General features: G+C 40.5%; 11 protein-coding genes and 11 pseudogenes. 17 read left to right on the forward strand and 5 right to left on the reverse strand.

Translation table 11 applies throughout. The features are described 5' to 3' along the window. Positions 1-10 precede the first annotated feature (10 nt). Entirely contained in the window at positions 11-430 is a 420-nt protein-coding gene (locus QMQ21_RS04915) for a F0F1 ATP synthase subunit epsilon (protein ID WP_000192870.1), read from the forward strand. Between the two features lie 118 nt (positions 431-548). After that, positions 549-812 (forward strand): hypothetical protein, encoded by a 264-nt coding sequence (locus QMQ21_RS04920; RefSeq protein ID WP_196312670.1) that lies wholly within the window; start codon positions 549-551, stop codon positions 810-812. On the opposite strand, the pseudogene QMQ21_RS04925 reads toward QMQ21_RS04920, so the two are convergent. After that, positions 809-1,820 (reverse strand): annotated as a pseudogene (locus tag QMQ21_RS04925) (lactonase family protein). The gene QMQ21_RS04920 and the pseudogene QMQ21_RS04925 sit on opposite strands and share 4 nt — an antisense overlap. A gap of 143 nt (positions 1,821-1,963) precedes the next feature. Between QMQ21_RS04925 and QMQ21_RS04930 the strand changes: the two are divergent. From QMQ21_RS04930 to QMQ21_RS04950, 5 genes and pseudogenes are all read left to right on the forward strand, one after another. Continuing rightward, positions 1,964-3,129 (forward strand): annotated as a pseudogene (locus QMQ21_RS04930) (AI-2E family transporter). Continuing rightward, a pseudogene (locus tag QMQ21_RS04935) lies at positions 3,119-4,347 on the forward strand (tetratricopeptide repeat protein). Before QMQ21_RS04930 ends, QMQ21_RS04935 begins: the two co-directional pseudogenes overlap by 11 nt. A 145-nt stretch (positions 4,348-4,492) precedes the next feature. After that, positions 4,493-5,132 (forward strand): annotated as a pseudogene (locus QMQ21_RS04940) (amino acid ABC transporter permease). 9 nt (positions 5,133-5,141) lie between these two features. Continuing rightward, the gene (locus QMQ21_RS04945) at positions 5,142-5,771 is read left to right on the forward strand and encodes an amino acid ABC transporter ATP-binding protein (RefSeq protein ID WP_000891768.1); all 630 of its coding nucleotides are present in this window, start codon (positions 5,142-5,144) and stop codon (positions 5,769-5,771) included. Between the two features lie 12 nt (positions 5,772-5,783). Next, a complete protein-coding gene (locus QMQ21_RS04950) occupies positions 5,784-6,620 on the forward strand; it encodes an amino acid ABC transporter substrate-binding protein (RefSeq protein ID WP_000759194.1) in 837 nt (278 codons plus the stop codon). A gap of 278 nt (positions 6,621-6,898) precedes the next feature. Here QMQ21_RS04950 and QMQ21_RS04955 read toward each other — a convergent pair whose 3' ends face one another. Both QMQ21_RS04955 and QMQ21_RS04960 read right to left on the reverse strand, forming a co-directional pair. Further along, positions 6,899-7,246 carry a DUF6568 family protein gene (locus QMQ21_RS04955; protein WP_000434638.1) on the reverse strand — a complete coding sequence of 116 codons (348 nt, stop codon included), beginning with the start codon at positions 7,244-7,246 and terminating at the stop codon, positions 6,899-6,901. Positions 7,247-7,357: 111 nt separating this feature from the next. After that, positions 7,358-9,076: a phospho-sugar mutase gene (locus QMQ21_RS04960; protein ID WP_000121691.1), complete on the reverse strand. Its 1,719-nt coding sequence runs from the start codon at positions 9,074-9,076 to the stop codon at positions 7,358-7,360. A gap of 294 nt (positions 9,077-9,370) precedes the next feature. On the opposite strand from QMQ21_RS04960, the gene QMQ21_RS04965 reads away from it, so the two are divergent. The 9 genes and pseudogenes from QMQ21_RS04965 (at position 9,371) to QMQ21_RS05000 (ending at position 18,524) form a co-directional block, all read left to right on the forward strand. Next, positions 9,371-9,895, forward strand: a complete 525-nt coding sequence (locus QMQ21_RS04965) for a YSIRK-type signal peptide-containing protein (protein WP_261814006.1) — start codon at positions 9,371-9,373, stop codon at positions 9,893-9,895. Positions 9,896-11,287: 1,392 nt separating this feature from the next. Then, positions 11,288-12,403, forward strand: a pseudogene (locus QMQ21_RS04970) (MucBP domain-containing protein). Further along, positions 12,361-12,687 (forward strand): annotated as a pseudogene (locus tag QMQ21_RS04975) (mucin-binding protein); the annotation flags it as partial. The pseudogenes QMQ21_RS04970 and QMQ21_RS04975, both read left to right, overlap by 43 nt. 42 nt (positions 12,688-12,729) lie before the next feature. Beyond that, a pseudogene (locus QMQ21_RS19275) lies at positions 12,730-13,839 on the forward strand (mucin-binding protein); the annotation flags it as partial. Positions 13,840-13,863: 24 nt separating this feature from the next. Next, on the forward strand, positions 13,864-14,496 hold the full coding sequence (locus QMQ21_RS19280; protein WP_345774401.1) for a mucin-binding protein: 633 nt from the start codon (positions 13,864-13,866) through the stop codon (positions 14,494-14,496). 222 nt (positions 14,497-14,718) lie between these two features. Further along, positions 14,719-15,588: an aquaglyceroporin Gla gene (gene gla, locus QMQ21_RS04985; RefSeq protein WP_000348125.1), complete on the forward strand. Its 870-nt coding sequence runs from the start codon at positions 14,719-14,721 to the stop codon at positions 15,586-15,588. Between the two features lie 474 nt (positions 15,589-16,062). Continuing rightward, positions 16,063-16,194, forward strand: a complete 132-nt coding sequence (locus QMQ21_RS04990; RefSeq protein WP_261814008.1) for a hypothetical protein — start codon at positions 16,063-16,065, stop codon at positions 16,192-16,194. Between the two features lie 505 nt (positions 16,195-16,699). Continuing rightward, positions 16,700-17,897 (forward strand): annotated as a pseudogene (gene tuf, locus QMQ21_RS04995) (elongation factor Tu). 96 nt (positions 17,898-17,993) lie between these two features. Continuing rightward, a complete protein-coding gene (locus QMQ21_RS05000) occupies positions 17,994-18,524 on the forward strand; it encodes a hypothetical protein (RefSeq protein ID WP_261814009.1) in 531 nt (176 codons plus the stop codon). Between the two features lie 78 nt (positions 18,525-18,602). Here QMQ21_RS05000 and QMQ21_RS05005 read toward each other — a convergent pair. Both QMQ21_RS05005 and QMQ21_RS05010 read right to left on the reverse strand, forming a co-directional pair. Continuing rightward, positions 18,603-19,684: pseudogene (locus QMQ21_RS05005) on the reverse strand (DEAD/DEAH box helicase). Continuing rightward, a pseudogene (locus tag QMQ21_RS05010) lies at positions 19,681-20,659 on the reverse strand (Gfo/Idh/MocA family protein). Before QMQ21_RS05010 ends, QMQ21_RS05005 begins: the two co-directional pseudogenes overlap by 4 nt. Positions 20,660-20,855: 196 nt before the next feature. On the opposite strand from QMQ21_RS05010, the pseudogene QMQ21_RS05015 reads away from it, so the two are divergent. Continuing rightward, a pseudogene (locus QMQ21_RS05015) lies at positions 20,856-21,828 on the forward strand (Rpn family recombination-promoting nuclease/putative transposase). Positions 21,829-22,127: the final 299 nt, after the last annotated feature.

Genomic DNA, 22,127 nt, shown 5'->3' on the forward strand with positions numbered 1-22,127 from the left:
GAGGTGATCTATGACTCAGTTAACTGTCCAGATCGTGACACCAGATGGTCTCGTCTATGATCACCATGCCAGCTATGTATCGGTTCGAACTCTGGATGGTGAGATGGGGATCTTGCCACGACATGAAAATATGATTGCGGTTTTAGCAGTTGATGAAGTAAAGGTGAAACGTATTGATGACGAAGATCACGTGAACTGGATTGCAGTAAATGGCGGTGTTATTGAAATTGCCAATGATATGATCACAATCGTCGCTGACTCTGCAGAACGTGCTCGTGATATCGATATCAGTCGTGCAGAACGTGCCAAACTTCGTGCAGAACGTGCAATTGAAGAAGCACAAGACAAACACTTGATTGACCAAGAACGTCGTGCGAAGATTGCGCTGCAACGTGCCATTAACCGTATTAATGTCGGAAATAGACTATAAGAAAAAATGAACTTGAAAATTCCAAGTTCATTTTTTTATGGTGTTTTATACTCAATAAAAATCAAAAAGCAAACATAGGAAGTTAGCCATAGGTTGCTCAAAACACAGTTTTGAGGTTGTGGATAGAACTGACGAAGTCAGCTCAAAACACAGTTTTGAGGTTGTGGATAGAACTGACGAAGTCAGCTCAAAACACAGTTTTGAGGTTGTGGATAGAACTGACGAAGTCAGCTCAAAACACAGTTTTGAGGTTGTGGATAGAACTGACGAAGTCAGCTCAAAACACAGTTTTGAGGTTGTGGATAGAACTGACGAAGTCAGTAACCATACCTACGGTAAGGCGACGCTGACGTGGTTTGAAGAGATTTTTGAAGAGTATTAAGGAGCAAAACGGATGCAGACTGCTTCGGGAACATGGAAGTCGTTGGAGAGTTCTGCTAGACGACCATTGTCACAATTACGTTTAAAGACAGTTGCATTGTCAGAGTCTTGGTGGACAGCAATGAGAAATTTTTGGTCAGGTGTCAAATCAAAATCACGTGGAGTCTGACCATGTGTTGGAACGATTTCTAATAACTCTAAGCTACCGTCCGCAAGGATGGTATATACTGCGATAGAATCATGACCACGGTTAGAAGCGTAGAGGTATTTACCGTCTTTAGAGAGACGAATAGCAGCGGTTCCATTAAAGCCTTCATAACCGTCTGGTAAAGTTGAAATAACCTGCATACGTTCAAATTCGCCAACACCATCGTAGATTAAAACCTCGATAGTACTATTGAGTTCACAAATCAGATAAGCGATTTTATAGTGGTTATGGAAAACGATATGGCGTGAGCCTGCTCCTGGCTGGCTGTGATAGGTGTAGAGCTTAGATAATTTTCCTTCTTGGTCAAGGTCATAAGTGATGACTTGGTCAGTACCCAAATCGCAGGTCACTAGATAGTGGTCAGGTGTTAAATCTGTATAGTGAACATGAGGAGATGCTTGATTTTCATGTGGACCTTGGCCACTGTGTTGATCTACATCACTAAGTAAAAGGCTCCCATCCTTCTGACGTTTATAAACCAGTACCTGTCCTTTATGGTAGTTGGCTGCATAGACCAAATTACGCTTTTCATCGACAGCAACATAACAGTGGGAGCTCCTTCCTCAACGACATGATTTAACACAGTCCCGTCAGTTTGATAGGCTGCAATTCCCCCTTATCGTCTTGACTACCAACGGTGTATAAATGTTGGTGCTGGTCAAAGGCAAGGTAGGTTGGACTTGGTTCAGCTGCAAAAAGTTCTAGGTTTGAAAGCTGACCAGTTTCTGTATCAAAGTCAGCCTTGTAAATCCCTTGGGAAGTACGACGTGTGTAAGTTCCAAAATAAACAGTTTCTTTCATAACTTTACCTCTATATAAAGATAAGACTATTATATCACAAAAACAAGCCAATTAAAGACATCCAATTAGATGTAAGCACTTTAAAAAAGAGTTATTTTGATTTAAAAATGGTATAATGAGAGAACGATAGAAAGGAAGTATTTATGGAACAAAAAGAGAAACATTTTAGCCTGTCTTGGTTTTTCAAGTGGTTTTTGGATAACAAGGCCATTACGGTATTTTTGGTAACCTTATTATTGGGACTGAATCTTTTATTTTAAGTAAGATTAGTTTTCTATTTTCACCTGTTTTAGACTTTTTGGCAGTTGTGATGCTGCCAGTTATTCTATCTGGTTTACTATATTATTTATTAAATCCTATTGTTGATTGGATGGAGAAGCATAAGGTGAATCGTGTCATAGCTATCACTATTGTCTTTGTCATCATCGCTATCTTTATCATTTGGGGCTTGGCAGTAGCTATTCCAAATCTGCAACGTCAGGTTTTGACCTTTGCAAGAAACGTTCCTGTTTACTTAGAAGATATAGATAGGATTGTTAATGGATTGGTAGCCCAGCACCTGCCAGATGATTTCAGACCTCAGTTAGAGCAGGTTTTGACAAACTTCTCTAGTCAGGCTACAGTTTGGGCAAGTAAAGTTTCATCTCAGGCAGTCAACTGGGTGAGTGCCTTTATTAGCGGAGCTTCTCAAGTGATTGTTGCCTTGATTATCGTTCCTTTCATGCTCTTTTATCTCTTGCGTGATGGGAAAGGCTTGCGTAACTATTTGACCCAATTTATGCCAAGAAAATTGAAGGAACCTGTTGGACAAGTTTTATCAGATGTGAATCAACAGTTGTCCAACTATGTTCGAGGGCAAGTAACAGTGGCTATTATTGTAGCAGTAATGTTTATGATTTTCTTCAAGATTATTGGTCTACGCTATGCAGTTACGTTGGGGGTTACTGCTGGTATTTTAAATCTGGTTCCTTATCTTGGTAGCTTTCTAGCCATGCTTCCTGCCCTAGTATTGGGGTTGATTGCTGGTCCAGTTATGCTTTTGAAAGTAGTGATTGTCTTTATCGTAGAACAAACTATTGAAGGCCGTTTTGTCTCTCCATTGATTTTGGGAAGTCAATTAAACATCCATCCCATTAATGTTCTCTTTGTTTTGTTAACTTCAGGATCTATGTTTGGTATCTGGGGAGTTTTACTTGGTATTCCAGTTTATGCCTCTGCTAAGGTTGTCATTTCAGCCATTTTCGAATGGTATAAGGCAGTCAGTGGTCTATATGAATTAGAGGGCGAGGAAGTCAAAAGTGAACAATAGTCAACAGATGTTACAGGCTTTGGAGGAGCAAGATTTAGCCAAGGCTGAGCACTATTTCGTCAAAGCTTTAGAAAATGATCCAGTGACCTTCTGTATGAGTTGGCAACTTATCTTGAAGGAATTGGTTTTTATCCTCAGGCAAAGGAGATTTACCTGAAAATTGTAGAGGATTTCCCAGAGCTTCATCTTAATCTAGCTGCAATTGCTAGCGAGGATGGTCAAATCGAAGAAGCCTTTGCTTATCTTGAGGAAATCCAAGCTGACAGTGACTGGTATGTTTCGGCTTTGGCTTTGAAGGCAGATCTTTACCAGATGGAAGGTTTGACAGATGTGGCGCGTGAGAAATTGCTGGAGGCTTTGACCTACTCAGAGGATCCTCTCTTGATATTGGGTTTGGCAGAGTTGGATAGTGAGTTGGAAAATTACCAAGAGGCCATTCAAGGCTATGCCCAGTTAGATAATCGTACTATTTATGAGCAAACGGGCATTTCCACCTATCAACGAATTGGTTTTGCCTATGCCCAGTTAGGGAAATTTGAAACGGCTACTGAGTTTTTAGAAAAAGCCCTGGAGTTAGAATACGATGACCTAACAGCTTTTGAGTTGGCCAGCCTTTACTTTGATCAAGAAGAATACCAAAAAGCCACCCTTTACTTTAAGCAGCTTGATACCATTTCTCCTGACTTTGAAGGCTATGAATATGGTTATAGCCAGGCCTTACATAAGGAACATCAAGTTCAAGAAGCCCTGCGTATCGCTAAGCAAGGCTTAGAGAAAAATCCCTTTGAAACTCGCCTCTTGCTAGCTGCTTCGCAATTCTCTTATGAATTGCATGATGCAAGTGGGGCAGAAAATTATCTCCTAACAGCTAAAGAAGACGCTGAGGATACAGAAGAAATCTTGCTTCGTTTAGCCACTATTTATCTGGAGCAGGAGCGTTATGAGGATATTCTAGACTTGCAGAGCGATGAGCCAGAAAATCTCTTGACCAAGTGGATGATTGCTCGTTCCTATCAAGAAATGGACGATTTGGATACTGCCTATGAGCATTACCAAGAGTTGGCAGGAGATTTAAAGGACAATCCAGAGTTTTTGGAACACTATATCTATGTCTTGCGTGAATTGGGCTACTTTGAGGAAGCAAAAGTCAATGCACAAGCTTACTTAAAACTGGTTCCAGATGATGTGCAAATGCAAGAACTGTTTGAGAGATTGTAAGAATGTTTAAACATATAGAACTGTAGTTTATCTCTTTTGATAGCTACGGTTTTTATTTGTATATGATAGAATTTTTTTGCAAAAATGGTTGGTTATTTTGTTTATTCATGCTATAATAGGAACAATTACTTTTAGGAGGTGCAGTATGTCTTATTTATTTGAGATATTACCGAGTTTACTGAATGGTGCGAGCACGACTGTACAGGTCTTTGCACTGGTCTTGCTATTTTCGATTCCTTTGGGCGTTTTGATTGCCTTTGCCTTGCAAGTCCATTGGAAGCCCCTCCATTATCTGATTAACATTTACATCTGGGTTATGCGTGGCACCCCCTTGCTCTTGCAATTGATTTTTATTTATTATGTGCTCCCAAATTGGGATTCGTTTAGACCGCCTTCCTGCAGCTATTATTGCCTTTGTTTTGAATTATGCGGCTTACTTTGCAGAAATTTTCCGTGGGGGAATTGACACTATTCCAAGAGGACAGTATGAGGCAGCCAAGGTCTTGAAGTTTAGCCCTTTTGACACAGTGCGCTATATTATCTTGCCCCAAGTGACCAAGATTGTTCTTCCTAGTGTCTTTAACGAAGTTATGAGTTTGGTCAAGGATACCTCTCTGGTCTATGCTCTAGGAATTTCTGATCTTATCTTGGCTAGTCGAACAGCTGCCAACCGTGATGCTAGTCTGGTTCCTATGTTCTTGGCAGGAGCCATTTACTTGATTTTGATTGGGATTGTGACAATTATTTCCAAAAAAGTTGAGAAGAAGTATAGTTATTATAGATAGGAGGCTGCCATGTTAGAATTACGAAATATCAATAAAGTCTTTGGAGATAAACAAATCCTGTCTAATTTCAGTCTAAGTATTCCTGAAAAGCAAATCCTGGCTATCGTTGGACCTTCTGGTGGAGGTAAGACAACTCTTTTACGTATGCTTGCAGGTCTTGAAACTATTGATTCAGGGCAAATCTTTTATAATGGAGATTCCTTAGAGCTGGATGAATTACAGAAGCGCAATCTACTGGGATTTGTCTTCCAAGATTTTCAACTGTTCCCTCATTTATCAGTTCTGGACAATTTGACCTTATCGCCTGTGAAGACCATGGGAATGAAGCAGGAGGAGGCTGAGAAGAAGGCGAGTGGACTCTTGGAACAGTTAGGATTAGGAGGACACGCAGATGCCTATCCTTTCTCGCTATCTGGTGGGCAAAAGCAGCGGGTGGCTTTGGCGCGTGCTATGATGATTGACCCAGAAATCATTGGATACGATGAACCAACTTCTGCCCTGGATCCAGAATTACGCTTGGAAGTGGAAAAACTGATCTTGCAAAATAGGGAACTTGGCATGACCCAGATTGTGGTAACCCATGATTTGCAGTTTGCTGAAAATATCGCAGATGTATTATTGAAAGTAGAACCTAAATAGGAGGAAAAATGGATGAAAAAATGGATGCTTGTATTAGTCAGTCTGATGACTGCTTTGTTCTTAGTAGCTTGTGGGAAAAATACTAGCGAAACTAGTGGAGATAATTGGTCTAAGTACGAGTCTAACAAGTCTATTACTATTGGATTTGATAGCACTTTTGTTCCAATGGGATTTGCTCAGAAAGATGGTTCTTATGCAGGATTTGATATTGATTTAGCTACAGCTGTTTTTGAAAAATACGGAATCACAGTAAACTGGCAACCGATTGATTGGGATTTGAAAGAAGCTGAATTGACAAAAGGAACGATTGATCTGATTTGGAATGGCTATTCCGCTACCGACGAACGCCGTGAAAAGGTAGCATTCAGTAACTCATATATGAAGAATGAGCAGGTATTGGTGACCAAGAAATCATCTGGTATCACGACTGCAAAGGATATGGATGGAAAGACATTAGGAGCTCAAGCTGGTTCATCTGGTTATGCGGACTTTGAAGCAAACCCAGCGATTTTAAAGGATATTGTCGCTAATAAGGAAGCGAATCAATACCAAACCTTTAATGAAGCCTTGATTGATTTGAAAAATGATCGAATTGATGGTCTATTGATTGACCGTGTCTATGCAAATTATTATTTAGAAGCAGAAGGTGTTTTAAACGATTATAATGTCTTTACAGTTGGACTAGAAACAGAAGCTTTTGCGGTTGGAGCCCGTAAGGAAGATACAACTCTGGTTAAGAAGATAAATGAAGCTTTTTCTAGTCTTTACAAGGACGGCAAGTTCCAAGAAATCAGCCAAAAATGGTTTGGAGAAGATGTAGCAACCAAAGAAGTAAAAGAAGGACAGTAAGATAAAATAGTGGCTGAGACTGCGTTTTGATTAGCAAAACGCAGTTTTTTGTAATCTAGGAAAACGATAATAGCGATTGAATCTGGATAATTGAATATGGAATAGCCCACTGTGATTTCTAAACCATTGTTAAAAATTGATTTGACTTCCAAAATTAAAATGTTCTGTAATGAAATGCTGATGTAACTGTTTTAGGAACAATAAAACGCATAATATCAAGGTTTTCTGGCACCTTATATTATGCGTTTTTGTGATTTTAAGACTTGTTAGCTGATTTTTTACAATCCTGCGAAATCTTTGATTTCTTGTGCTGACATTGAAGAGTCGCAACGGACATTGATTTGTCCATCCGCAACGTGAACAAATCCTGGTACAGTTGGGATTCCATAGCGTGAGCGGAATGCTTGCAACTCATTGAGTTGGCTTGCTTCTTCACTGTTGATGAAGTAGATGTGGGCTTTGGTTTCAGCTACGACACCTGACAATGTACCTGCAAATTTACGGCAGTAAGGGCAAGTTTTGCGACCGATAAAGAAGGTTGCAGTTTCTTTTTTATCAAGAGCTTCTTGCGCACGCGCAACTGTAGTGACTTCAAGGTCTTTGATGTTATCTAAAAATTGTTCCATGAGATTACCTCGCTTTCATTGATAAGTCTAGTATGCCATAAAGTTTCTAAAATTGCTTAGATTTGATACGAAAAAAAGATGAGATTGGTTTGTCTCATCTTTTATAGGACTTTATTTTACAAAAGCATTGATTTCTGCTTCGATGTTAGCAATTTTAGCTTGTGATTCTTCGTTTGTTTCCCCTACAACTGCAATGTAGAACTTGATTTTTGGTTCTGTACCTGAAGGGCGAACAGCAATCCATGAACCGTCAGCAAGTGTATATTTCAACACATCACTTGGAGGAGTTGTCAAGTTTGTAACAGTACCGTCAGCTGCAGTAGCAGTTTGAGCTTTAAAGTCTTCTACGACAGTGATAGCCGTTGCGTTCCATTCTTTTGGAGCATTGTTACGGAATTTAGCCATAATCGCTTTGATTTGTTCAGCACCATCGACACCTGAAAGGGTAACAGAGATTGTCTTTTCTGCATAATAGCCGTACTCTTTATAGATTTCTTCGATACCGTCAGCAAGGGTCAAACCACGTGAACGGTAGTAGGCAGCAAGTTCAGCAACGACAAGAACGGCTTGGATAGCGTCTTTATCACGTACGAATGGTTTAATCAAGTAACCGAAGCTTTCTTCAAATCCCATCATGTATGTGTGATTGTGTTTTTCTTCGAATTCTTGGATTTTTTCAGCGATGAATTTGAAACCAGTCAGAACGTTGAACATGGTTGCGCCGTAGCTTTCAGCAATCTTCGTTACCAAGTCAGTTGATACGATCGATTTGCAAAGGGCTGCATTTTCAGGAAGAGTTCCAGCGTTTTTGTGGGCTTCCAAGATGTATTTTGCCATGATAGCACCGATTTGGTTACCTGAAAGGTTGAGGTAGCTACCATCTTTTTGAAGAACTTCAACACCAACACGGTCAGCATCAGGGTCAGTTGCCACAAGAACATCTGCACCAACTTGACGACCAAGTTCTTCAGCAAGTGCAAAGGCTGCTTGGCTTTCTGGGTTTGGAGATTTTACAGTTGAGAAGTCTGGGTCAGCAGTTGCTTGCGCTTCAACGACTTGAACAGAGTCAAATCCTGCTTGGGCAAGAGCACGACGAGCCAACATTTCACCAGTACCATGAAGTGGTGTGTAGACAATCTTCATGTCTTTACCAAATTCTTCAATCAAGGCTGGGTTGATGTTAACGTCCTTCACTTCTTTGAGGTATTCCACATCGACAGCTTCGCCGATAACTTCAATCAAGCCAGAAGCTTTTTCAGATTCCACATCAGCAACTTCTACCGCAAATGGGTTTTCGATTGCACGGATATAAGTAGTCAAAGCGTCTGCGTCGTGTGGAGGCATTTGTCCACCGTCTTCACCGTAAACCTTGTAACCGTTAAATGGTGCAGGGTTGTGACTGGCTGTGACCATGATACCCGCGAAACAGTTGAGGTGACGAACTGCAAATGAGAGTTCTGGAGTTGGACGAAGGCTTTCAAATACATAAGATTTGATACCGTGTTTAGCAAGAACTGCCGCAGATTCAAAGGCAAACTCAGGTGAGAAGTGACGGCTATCGTAGGCGATTGCTACACCGCGTTCTTTCTCGTTTCCACCTTTTGACTCAATCAAACGAGCCAATCCTTCAGTAGCTTGACGAACAACGTAGATGTTGATGCGGTTTGTACCAGCACCAATCAAGCCACGCATACCTGCAGTACCAAATTCAAGATTTGTATAGAAGGCATCTTCCTTTGTTTTTTCGTCCATATTTTCCAAATCTTGACGAAGATAGTCAGGAAGCTCCGCAAAATCAACCCATTTCTGGTAATTTTCTTGGTAAGACATTAAAATTCTCCTTTTTGTAAATTGTTTTAACCGTTCACATTATAGCACTTTTTAGCATTTTAGTAAAACGGTAGCATAAGTTTTTAGTCAATGAGCGAAGAAGACTGTACTATTCATAATTTTGATTTAAGTGTGTTAATTACAAACCGAAATGACAAGTCAAGTTTATCCTATTTGTAGTCTCTAAAAAATTGAAATTAAACCTTATTCGTTGTATAATTTAAAATGAGGATTATTATATAAGATCTGTTATAATATATATCTTTTGATATATATATATATATGGAGGTAGTCATGAATAGTCCAGAAAAACAATTAAAATACAGTATTCGAAAAGTGAGTGTCGGTGCAGCTAGTGTTGTCATTGGGGCGCTCTATCTTTTGATGGGAGCTGGGATTGCTCATGCTGAGGGCGTGGAGTCAGCGAGGGAAGCTGAGAGGACAGCAAACCCGACAGATCCAGGACAGTCTGGAATTGGAGAGCCAGAAAACAAGACTGACCTCAGTCATACTGATGCAGCAGCAAACACCTATAATGCTCCCGTAGCTGACAATCCGCTAGTAACTCCAGAAAGTACGAAACCTCGTACTCGTAGTAAAAGAGAATTAGCTGATGGGGAGTCAAGTGATTCATCGAATGGAGCTACAGGAACTGAATCAGAGCCGACTTCTGGAAATGAGGGAGGTTCAGACACAGCAGATACTGATTCAGATTTACTGGATGCCAATCGTAAGGGTGACACAGTAAAAGAACACCAGCCCGGGTCATTGTGCCTAAAGATGGAGAGACAGGTGGGGATGATAAGAATGCCCATCTGAAATTTGATACTCCTAAGGAAAATCTGACTCTCGAACAATTATGGGATATTGTAAAAAATATGCCAGACGACTTCCAAAATAATGAACGTTCTTACTTGCGTAGTATGAACACCCTTGGGGATGCTCTTAGATTTAAAAACGGCAAAGTCAGTGAAGATGGTACAGGAGATAAATTACAAGATGGTGAAATAAGAGAACTTGATTCTTTCGGTGGATGGACAGCGATTGCAGGTAAAGATGGCAGACCAGGTAAATTCGTTATTGGTAAGAAAAATGCAGATGGTTACTTTACAGGTTGGTATAAGAAAGAAGATGGTACGATTGAACAAGGTGGTATGCTTGGGGCAGATGCCTTAGATAACATCTTTGTGCACGAACAAGCATTAGACCGTCGTTTTAAATACATGCTTATGCTTGTTAAAGGACGTACACGAGCTAATCGTGACGAGACGGTTTCAGATAATTCGAAGTATGATCCACGTGCTCAAAATGAACGTGCTAATAAGAACTCCACCGAATTTAAGAATCTCCCATTTTTAGAAAAAGATAAGTATAATAAATATTCTCCAGGTGTAGTTGGATATAATGGGATAGAGAAGCAGTTTACTGCCTTTTCTCCTGGCTTCGGAAGCCGTGTTCGTGTGGAATTTGTGACAGGATATATCTCAGATATTAATGGTTCTAAAGGAACCTATCGAGTAGTCATTAAAACTAAGGATACTGCTGGCCAAGAGAAGACGGTATACGATGAAACCATTCACCGTGTAGCCGAAATCGTTCAAAATGAAAACTTGTACAAAAAAGGTTTAAATGTAGAACTGGCGAATTTCCAAATTTCCAAATTTTTTAAAGATGAGTTTAAATCTCGTGTTAATAAAATTCGTAATGAGAAAATAAAATTTACTCCATTACACCGTAAACCCAGAAGATATTATACAGAAGAAGATACCAAACTGTACAATCAATTGGAAGCAGAAGCTAGGGAAGAAGTTAAAAAACAAGGCGATATTGTATTAAATGTTACGGAAGACTTCTTAAGTATAGAAAAATCAAAAGAAAGAGATTCAGAGTGGGGAAAAACATTCACAAGCACATCTCAGTCAACTTCAAAGCTATCAAACGAATTAAATAATTTATTGAAAGTTGCTGATAAAGATACTCCTAATACCCCAACTTGGCTAAACTCAAGCACTCCTCCAGCTAAAGCTGATGACAGAGTATATAAACTACTGAGGACTCTTATACCAGGTGCTAAGAAAATTACCTATCATGTTAAGGATGATCAGCTAGAAGTAGAAACAGAAAAATACACCTATCTCGCCGCTAGAAATGGTAGTAAGGAAGCAGGTATTCAAGGGTCAGATATAGAAGCAACTGCAAGTGCAGATACATATGGTGTTGATTCCCAAACCTTTGAGAGAGACAATACAAATACAAAAGCAAATAACCTTAATAAAGGTTGGGCTAGATCTGATTCTGAAGACTTCAAACATTTCTCACACTTTGTAGGGGTAGACAAAGGAATTGTGCGAACGAATGTACTGACTGATAAACAACTATCTGATAAGATTAAGGACGCAGTGGGTCCTGGAGATAGCAATCTAGGAAAAGGTGGCTACTTCTCTACTGGGGATGTTTTATTAGCAAAAGATGTTGTTTCTTATACCGTACAAGTATTTTCAGAGAATAATGACAGAGTAGGGGTAAATCCTCAAAGTCACCGTGTTCAGTATAATCTTCCAATTCTCGCTGACTTTTCAGTCATCCAAGATACTGTGGAACCATCACGAACCGTTGTTGAAAAAATCATTCCAAAACTAAATATTCCCGAAGAAGAGAAAAAGAAAATAACCGAAGAAATCAAGAAAAAGAAGAAAACCTCAGAATTGGCAGAACTAATCTCAGGAAATGTGAAAGTTCGCTATGTTGATGAACAAGGGCATTTGCTATCATTGAAAAATGATACTGGAATTGGAGAAAAAGAAAGTGACGGAACCTACATTACCAATAAAAAACAACTGATTGGTACTAGCTATAATGTCACAGATAAAAAACTCAGCACTATCTCAACGACTAATGGGAAACATTATAGAGTCAAAAGAGATTTGGGGGAAAATTCTGCCCCTACTGAAGGAAATATCGTAAGCGGGGTAAGAACGGTAACTTATGTATATGAGGAACGTGAAGCGCCTACTACTGCTACAGTAACAGCCAATTACTATAAAGAAGGTACCCAAGAGAAGTTGGCAGAGTCTGTTGTACAAGCTGATTTAGCGATAGGTTCTGAGTATACTACAGAAGCAAAAGTTATTGAAGGAAAAACAACAACTGAGGACAAAGAAGACCGAGTTATCACAAGGAAAACAACATACACCTTGGTAGCAACTCCTGAAAATGCCACAGGAACTGTACCAGAAGACGGTGCAACCGTTAACTACTACTACCGTGAGAATGTTGAGGAAACAGTGGTTCCTAAAACAGCCACCACTACTGAGACGAAGACTATAACGCGTACCATTCATTACGTTGATAAAGTTACGAACCAAACTGTCAAAGAAGATGTTGTTCAACCTGTAACCTTAAGCCGTACAAAAACTGAGAACAAGGTAACAGGAGTTGTAACCTACGGTGAATGGACAACAGGAAACTGGGACGAAAAAGTTTCACCATCAGTAGAAAACTATGGTCCAGCCGAAACAGCTACGGTTTCTTCTGCGACCGTCACATCAGTAAGCAAAGATGAGACAGTCGTTGTGAAATATCCGCAAGCTACAGAAGATGTTAAAGAAACTAAAACTGTTACCCGTACCATCAAGTATGTCGATAAAGCCAACGAAACAACCGAAGTAGCTAGCCCAGTTACGCAAACAGTTGAATTAACAAGAACTAACAAGCGTAATAAAGTGACGAAAGTCGTGACAGAAGGAACTTGGTCAACAGGCAACTGGGACGAAAAAGTTTCACCATCAGTAGAAAACTATGGTCCAGCCGAAACAGCTACGGTTTCTTCTGCGACCGTCACATCCGCAAGCACAGATGAGACAATCGTTGTGAAATATCCGCAAGCTATAGAAGATGTTCAAGAAACCAAAACTGTTACCCGTACCATCAAGTATGTAGATGCGACTGATGAAACAACAGAAGTAGCTAGCCCAGTTACGCAAACAGTTGAACTAACAAGAACCAACAAGCGTAACAAAGTGACAGGTAAAGTAACAGAAGGAGACTGGTCAACAGGTACATGGGCGACCCAAGCCTCTCCAACAGTCACTAACTATGACGCCCCAGATAAGGCAACTGTAGCGGAAACAGCTGTAACATCAACAACTACAGATACAACCGAAGTAGTGAAATACCCACAAGCTACAGAAGATGTTAAAGAAAGCAGAACTGTTACCCGTACCATCAAGTATGTCGATAAAGCCAACGAAACAAAAGAAGTGGCAACACCAGTTACGCAAAGCGTCACCTTAACGCGAACCAACAAGCGTAATAAAGTGACGAAAGTCGTGACAGCAGGAGACTGGTCAACAGGTACATGGGGTTCTCAAGACTCTCTAACTGTAACCAACTATGACGCTCCAGATAAGGCAACTGTAGCGGAAACAGCTGTAACATCAACAACTACAGATACAACCGAAGTAGTGAAATACCCACAAGCTACAGAAGATGTTAAAGAAAGCAAAACTGTTACCCGTACCATCAAGTATATAGATGCGACTGATGAAACAACAGAAGTAGGTAGCCCAGTTACGCAAACAGTTGAACTAACAAGAACCAACAAGCGTAATAAAGTGACAGGTAAAGTAACAGCAGGAGACTGGTCAACAGGTACATGGGGTTCTCAAGACTCTCCAACTGTAACCAACTATGACGCCCCAGATAAGGCAACTGTAGCAGAAGCAACTGTAACGTCAACAACTACAGATACAACCGAAGTAGTGAAATATCCGCAAGCTACAGAAGATATTAAAGAAAGCAAAACTGTTACCCGTACCATCAAGTATGTAGATGCGACTGATGAAACAACAGAAGTAGCTAGCCCAGTTACGCAAACAGTTGAATTAACAAGAACCAACAAGCGTAATAAAGTGACGAAAGTCGTGACAGAAGGTGAATGGACAACAGGCAACTGGGACGAAGTCGTATCGCCAGAAATTGAAAATTATGGTAAACCAGATTTACCAAAAGTATCGAATGCAGAAGTAACAGCAGATTCAAAAGGTACGACTATTTTGGTAAGGTATGACCGTTTATCAACACCAGATAAACCAACTCCAGAACCAGGTACTCCAGGTGAACCTACTCCAGAAAAACCAATCCCACAACCAAATCCAGAGCATCCAAGTGTTCCGACACCAAACCCAGAACTACCAAATCAAGAGACTCCAATACCAGAGTCAACTCCAGAACCAGGTACTCCAAAAACTGAAACTCCAGTGAATCCAGACCCAGAAGTTCCGACTTATGAGACAGGTAAGAGAGAGGAATTGCCAAACACAGGTACAGAAGCTAATGCTACCTTGGCTAGTGCTGGTATCATGACCTTGTTAGCTGGTCTAGGATTAGGATTCTTCAAGAAAAAAGAAGATGAAAAATAATAGATTTTAGAATCTAGGAACAAGGAAAAGCTCACAGATGTGGGCTTTTTTCCTGGTTTTGAGAACGAGATCTTTCGTGAAGAATAAAAACGCTTACAAGTCCGTTGAACTGGGAAACTATGAATCCTATTTTTTTAAAATATTTCCAGAAATCAGTTGCTAAATAGGGTAAAAATTGATAAAATAAGGAATATCTAAAAAATTTTAAGGAGAATCTAGCAAATGGATTTCACATGGGCACTGAAGTATGCCACTGAATTTTTGGGAACTGCCATTTTGATCATTCTTGGGAATGGTGCAGTTGCCAACGTTGAACTTAAAGGTACGAAAGGTCACCAAAGTGGCTGGATTGTCATCGCTGTTGGTTATGGTATGGGGGTTATGATCCCAGCCTTGATGTTTGGTAACGTATCTGGGAATCACATCAACCCTGCTTTCACTCTAGGGCTTGCAGTTAGCGGTCTTTTCCCTTGGGCACAAGTGGTACCTTACATTATCGCGCAAGTCTTGGGGGCTATCTTTGGCCAAGCCTTAGTTGTGGCAACATACCGTCCATTCTACTTGAAAACTGAAAACCCAAATAACATCTTGGGAACTTTCTCAACTATTTCAAGTATTGACCATGGTACAAAAGAAAGTCGCTATGCAGCAACTGTCAATGGTTTGATTAATGAGTTTGTTGGTTCATTTGTTTTGTTCTTTGCAGCTCTTGGTTTGACTAAAAACTTCTTTGGTGCTGAAGTGCTTCAATTCATGAAACAAAAGGCAATAGAAGCAGGACAAACAGTTGATTTTTCTGACTTGGCTATTAAAGCACAGGTGGCTCCACACACTGCTTCAGGACTTTCTGTGGCTCACTTGGCACTTGGATTCCTCGTTATGGCTTTGGTAACATCACTTGGAGGACCTACAGGACCTGCCTTGAACCCAGCCCGTGACTTGGGACCACGTCTCCTTCATGCTTTCCTTCCAAAATCAGTTCTTGGTGAGCATAAAGGCGATTCAAAATGGTGGTATTCTTGGGTACCAGTAGTAGCACCTATCGCAGCAGCAATTGCGGCAGTAGCTGTATTCAAATTCCTTTATCTCTAAGAAATAGCTCCTTTAACATTTGAGTGAACACCATCTATAAGTAAGAGAGGATCAGACTGGTTCTCTCTTTTTGATTTTTTAGGGAAATGAAAGAAACTCTAAACAAACTCCTCTCCAACAGTGGTTTAGAAGTCTCAGTGGGCTATTCCAGCTTCAATGGGCTATAGTAGGTTGCAGTTGAAATAATAGACCCTTGTTTCTAAAACATTGTTAGAAATTGGTTTGAATTCTCCAATCAAATTGTGCAGTTTTCATTCTACTATATATTATCGGAATATTATCGGAGATGGGTTCCCTATCTTGTAAGTCTGCTTTATAGTGGGTTGAAGTTGGAATAGTCCTCCCTTCTTTCTCAAACATTGTGAGGAATTGATTTACCTTCCTCAACAAAATGTTCAGTTTCTATTTCATTTTGCTATAAAATAAGCGATTAGGGGGGCTATTCTTCGACCTACATTGACTCTGCTGAGTCCTATGATTGTTATCGTTTTATCTGCAATTTTATACTCAATGAAAATCAAAGGGCAAACTAAGAAGCTAGCCGCAGGTTGCTCAAAGCACTGCTTTGAGGTTGTAGATAGAACTGACGAAGTCAGCTCAAAATAGTGTTTTGAGGTTGTAGATGAAGAGGTTGGGCAAAAACTCGACTTTAGGAAAAAATGAAGTAAATCTCCCCACAATAAAACGCATAGTACCAAGGTTTCTCTCAAGACCTGATACTATATGTTTTTCTGATTGCAAAGACTTTTTGACCAGTCTCAACTATACCTAAGGTAAGGCGATGCTGACGTGGTTTGAAGAGATTTTCGAAGAGTATTAAACCGATGTTGTGAGTAACTTTTACCTAACTTCCTAGTTTGCTTTTGTAGTATAAACCAGAGATTGTTTACATTTTCAGCAAGTGAGTGGATGAATAATGCTGAAAACTCCTTTAAGGATAAGTCTATTTAGTACTTTCTATTAGTTAGTTAAATTTTTACCAAGAATAATTCACAAAAACGTTGTAAAACACTTGCAATTTAGCTGAAATTTGATAAAATAGTAAGGAAAGTTAGACTGTATTGCCTACTGTCTATCTATAAAATATATTTTATTGGAGGCTTTTACTCAAATGGCAAAAGAAAAATACGATCGTAGTAAACCACACGTTAATATTGGTACTATCGGACACGTTGACCACGGTAAAACTACCCTAACTGCAGCTATCACAACTGTTTTGGCACGTCGCTTGCCTTCATCAGTTAACCAACCTAAAGACTATGCGTCTATCGATGCTGCTCCAGAAGAACGCGAACGCGGTATCACTATCAACACTGCACACGTTGAGTACGAAACTGAAAAACGTCACTACGCTCACATCGACGCTCCAGGACACGCGGACTACGTTAAAAACATGATCACTGGTGCCGCTCAAATGGACGGAGCTATCCTTGTAGTAGCTTCAACTGACGGACCAATGCCACAAACTCGTGAGCACATCCTTCTTTCACGTCAGGTTGGTGTTAAACACCTTATCGTCTTCATGAACAAAGTTGACTTGGTTGACGACGAAGAATTGCTTGAATTGGTTGAAATGGAAATCCGTGACCTATTGTCAGAATATGACTTCCCAGGTGACGATCTTCCAGTTATCCAAGGTTCAGCTCTTAAAGCCCTTGAAGGTGACTCTAAATACGAAGACATCGTTATGGAATTGATGAACACAGTTGATGAGTACATCCCAGAACCAGAACGTGACACTGACAAACCATTGCTTCTTCCAGTCGAGGACGTATTCTCAATCACTGGACGTGGTACAGTTGCTTCAGGACGTATCGACCGTGGTATCGTTAAAGTCAACGACGAAATCGAAATCGTTGGTATCAAAGAAGAAACTCAAAAAGCAGTTGTTACTGGTGTTGAAATGTTCCGTAAACAACTTGACGAAGGTCTTGCTTGGAGATAACGTAGGTGTCCTTCTTCGTGGTGTTCAACGTGATGAAATCGAACGTGGACAAGTTATCGCTAAACCAGGTTCAATCAACCCACACACTAAATTCAAAGGTGAAGTCTACATCCTTACTAAAGAAGAAGGTGGACGTCACACTCCATTCTTCAACAACTACCGTCCACAATTCTACTTCCGTACTACTGACGTTACAGGTTCAATCGAACTTCCAGCAGGTACTGAAATGGTAATGCCTGGTGATAACGTGACAATCGACGTTGAGTTGATCCACCCAATCGCCGTAGAACAAGGTACTACATTCTCTATCCGTGAGGGTGGACGTACTGTTGGTTCAGGTATGGTTACAGAAATCGAAGCTTAATTCGATTTAGTTCCCAGAAGAACAATTATTTAAGTCAGACACTAAAAGAATCTTGCATTGCAAGGTTCTTTTTTTCAGATATTGAACTAATACTCAATGAAAATCACAGAGCAAACTAGGAAGCTAACCGCAGGCTGCTCAAAACATGTTTTTGAGGTTGTAGATAAGACTGACGAAGTCAGCTCAAAACACTGTTTTGAGGTTGTAGATAAGACTGACGAAGTCAGCTTAAAACACTGTTTTGAGGTTGTAGATAAGACTGACGAAGTCAGCTCAAAACACCGTTTTGAGGTTGTAGATAGAACTGACGAAGTCAGCTCAAAACATGGTATTGAGGTTGCAGATAAGACTGACGAAGTCAGGTCAAAACACTGTTTTGAGGTTGTAGATAGAACTGACGAAGTCAGCTCAAAACACTGTTTTGAGGTTGTAGATAAGACTGACGAAGTCAGCTCAAAACACTGTTTTGAGGTTGTAGATAAGACTGACGAAGTCAGGTCAAAACACTGTTTTGAGGTTGTAGATAAGACTGACGAAGTCAGGTCAAAACACTGTTTTGAGGTTGCAGATAAGACTGATGAAGTCAGTATCATATACATACGGCAAGGCGAAGCTAATGCGGTTTGAAGAGATTTTTGAAGAGTATAAAATTGAATTGCTTATAAAAAAGCTCCATACACTGGATGTGTATAGAGCAATGGGGCTTTATTTAATATAGAGTTCTTGATTTTTCAAGACAATTTCACGTACGCTCACAAATTTCTTGAGTTTTTTAAGTTCTTCTGGATGAGTGACGAGAGTGATAACATAACCTTCCTTGCCCATGCGACCTGTACGGCCAGCGCGGTGAGTGTAGGTTTCAATATCTCTAGGAATATCAAAGTTTACGACACATTCTAGGCTATCGATATCAATTCCTCGAGCCAAAAGGTCTGTTGCTAGAAGCAGGGTTAGTTGCTTGTCTTTAAACTTTTCTAAGATGACTTTTCTAAATTTGACATTAACATCACTAGCGAGGGAAACAGCTAATATATCCCGATACTGTAGTTTTTCCTCTGCACTTCCAAGGTCTGATAGGCTGTTAAAGAAGACCAGACCGCGGAAATCCTCCACATGAGCTAGTTTTCGTAGTATATCCACTCGGTGACGTTGGTCTACCTGCATATAGAAATGTTGGATGTTATCTAGTTTTTGGTCAGAGAGATCAATGGTACGTGTGTTTGGCGCAATCTTTTCTTGGTCAAACTTAGTCGTCGCACTCATATAGACGAGTTGGTGGTCACGCGGTGCGTAGTGAGTGATTTTCTCAACAAAGTGAATCTGAGAATCATCTAGCAATTGGTCGAATTCATCCAGGATGATGGTTTCCACATTCATCATCTTGATTTTTTTCAATTTAATGAGTTCAAAGATACGTCCAGGAGTTCCAATCAGAATTTCTGGTCCTTTTTTTAGGCGTTCAATCTGGCGTTTCTGGCTCGAACCTGATAAGAAGAGTTGGGGAGTCAAGCCGATAGTCTCAGCCCACGTTTTACATACATCAAAAATCTGTCCAGCAAGCTCTGTATTTGGTGCTAGAATCAAGAGTTGCTGCGCTTTTTTCTTTTGTAGTCTGAGAAGACTTGGTAGGAGGTAAGCTAGGGTCTTACCGGTTCCTGTCGGGCTCACTCCTAGAAGATTTTCTCCTGCAAGAATGGGCTCAAATAGTTGAGTTTGAATGGGGGTAATTCTTGGAAACCGAGTTGGTCACTTAGTTCTTGCCATTCAGTAGGTAGTTTGCTTTTCATTTTTCTGCCTCAAATCTAATGCCAGCAGTCTGGCGCATGGTATATAGTAGCTCATGAACAGAGCCTGCATCATCCAGCCAAGTCTGGTAGAGTGTCTGGTCTGGTTGCTGAATCATGTGTGCAAATGCAGTGACTTCCTCAGTCATCGTATGAGGAGCCTGTTGAATAGGGAGCTGGACTTGATTGCCTTGGTGGTCGGTAAAAATAGCTGAGCGAATATGCTCAATCGTGTTGAGGGTCAAGGTTCCATTTGTTGTGTAAATTTCGCAAGGAAGATTGGAAGTGATGTTTTTCCCAGCCTTGATATGAACTTGAAAGTCAGGGTAGAAGAGGATACCGTCTCCATTTAGGTCCATGCTATTGTCAAGCTGTTGAGCCATGTAGGTTGCGTCCTCAGCCTTTCCAAAGAGACGAACGGCAGCGTAGAGAGGATAAATCCCCAAATCCATAAGTGCTCCACCAGCAAAACGCTCTGAAAAGACATTGGGCGTATGCCCAGCCAACAAGTTAGGCATTTTGGAAGAATATTTGGCATAGTTGAAATCTGCCCCCAAAATTTGTTTGTCTGCTAAAAAGTTTTTGATGATAGTGAAAGCTTTTTCATGGTAATTACGAGCTGCTTCAAAGATAAAACAGTGATTTTTTTCAGCTGTTTGAACCAAATCCAAGCCAGTCTTGTGGCTGAGTGACAGCTGGCTTTTCAAGAATGACATGTTTACCTGCAGACAAGGCAGCCTTTGCCTGAGCAAAATGCAAGGAGTTTGGACTGGCAATATAGACTACATCGAAGGAGCTCTTGAAGAAGTCTTCTAATTGATCAAATAGTTGGATATCCTGATAGCGAGAAGCAAAGGTTGCTGCGGTTTCAAGTTTCCTAGAATAGACTGCGACCAGCTGGTATTTCCCACTAGCATGGGCTGCTTCTATGAAGTGGTGGCTGATATCGCCAGTGCCAATGATACCTAATTTAAGCATAAATACTCCTTTTCTGATTTTAAATCCTTCTTTCATTATAACATAGATAGACGGGACTATCCAACAGAGGGGAAAAATTTCAAATAAGCGATTAGCTTTCTTCTGAAGAAAAGCTTTCTTTTACGAATAAATAGATAGAAGCATCAAATCTAGCAAATTAGATTAAAAAATGTGCTATAATAGAAGGAGGAGAAGGATGATTCTAAGACATCCGCATCAGCCCAACTAATGACTTGGTTGCTAAGAAAATTTTCAGTAACCCAGAAATCACTTGTCAATTTATTCGCGATATGCTGGACTTGCCAGCCAAAAATGTAACCATTTTAGAGGGAAGTAATATTCATGTCTTGCCTTCTTTACCCTACTCGGCGCAGGATTTCTATACCAGTATAGACGTCTTGGCGGAGTTGGATAATGGCACTCAAGTAATCATTGAAATCCAAGTCCATCATCAGAATTTTTTCATCAATCGTTTATGGGCTTACCTGTGCAGTCAGGTCCATCAAAATCTTGAAAAAATTCGCCAGCAAGAAGGCAATACTCACCAGAGCTACAAACACATCGCACCAGTATACGCTATTGCAATTGTGGATAGTAATTATTTTCAAGATGATTTGGCTTTCCACAGTTTTAGCATGCGAGAGGATACGACAGGTGAGGTCTTAACCATCACAAATAACGGTCAGGAAAACCATCTGGTTAAGATGGCTTTCTTGGAACTAAAAAAATACAGAGAAACCAGCAAAGACAAGGTTCGTAAACCATGGTTAGAGTTTTTCGGGAATAAACCCTTTACCCAGCAGCCCGAGCGAGCCATCAGCCAAGCAGATCAACTGCTGGACTACAAGAGCTGGTCCGAGGAGGATAAGAAAATGTTTAGTGAACAACGCAGGCGAGAAGAACAAGCCATGTTAGCACAGGACTATGCCTTAGAAACTGCTAGGGCGGAAGGAATTGAACAAGGACTGGAGCGCGGTCTTGAACGTGGGCGAGCTGAGGGCATTGAACAGGGAATTGAACGTGGACGAGTTGAAGGCATCGAACAGGGATTAAAAGTAAGTTTAGCAAATCTAGTTCGTCAAGGTCTTCTAACACCTGAGGTTGCGAGTGAGCAATTAGGCATGACTGTGGCTGAGTTTGAAGAACTATTGAAAGAGCATCATAAATAAGACCTAAAAAATACAGAGAAACCAGCAAAGACGAGGTTCGCAAGCCGTGGTTGGAGTTTTTTGGCAACAAGCCCTTTACCCAGCAACCCGAGCGAGCCATCAGCCAAGTAGACCAACTGCTGGATTAAAAATTAGGAAATATCGTGTAGAAAATAGTAACAGATTTTATCTCTTTGTGGGATGAAGTCTGTTTTTTTGTATGATGGGCAGGTCCTACATCTGAGTGGCAAGTTCTCCGTAGGTATCCGCTATTGGTTAATGCATAGCATATCTGAATGAAATAAGAACTAAACAAATCA

The organism is Streptococcus bouchesdurhonensis (assembly GCF_948472335.1).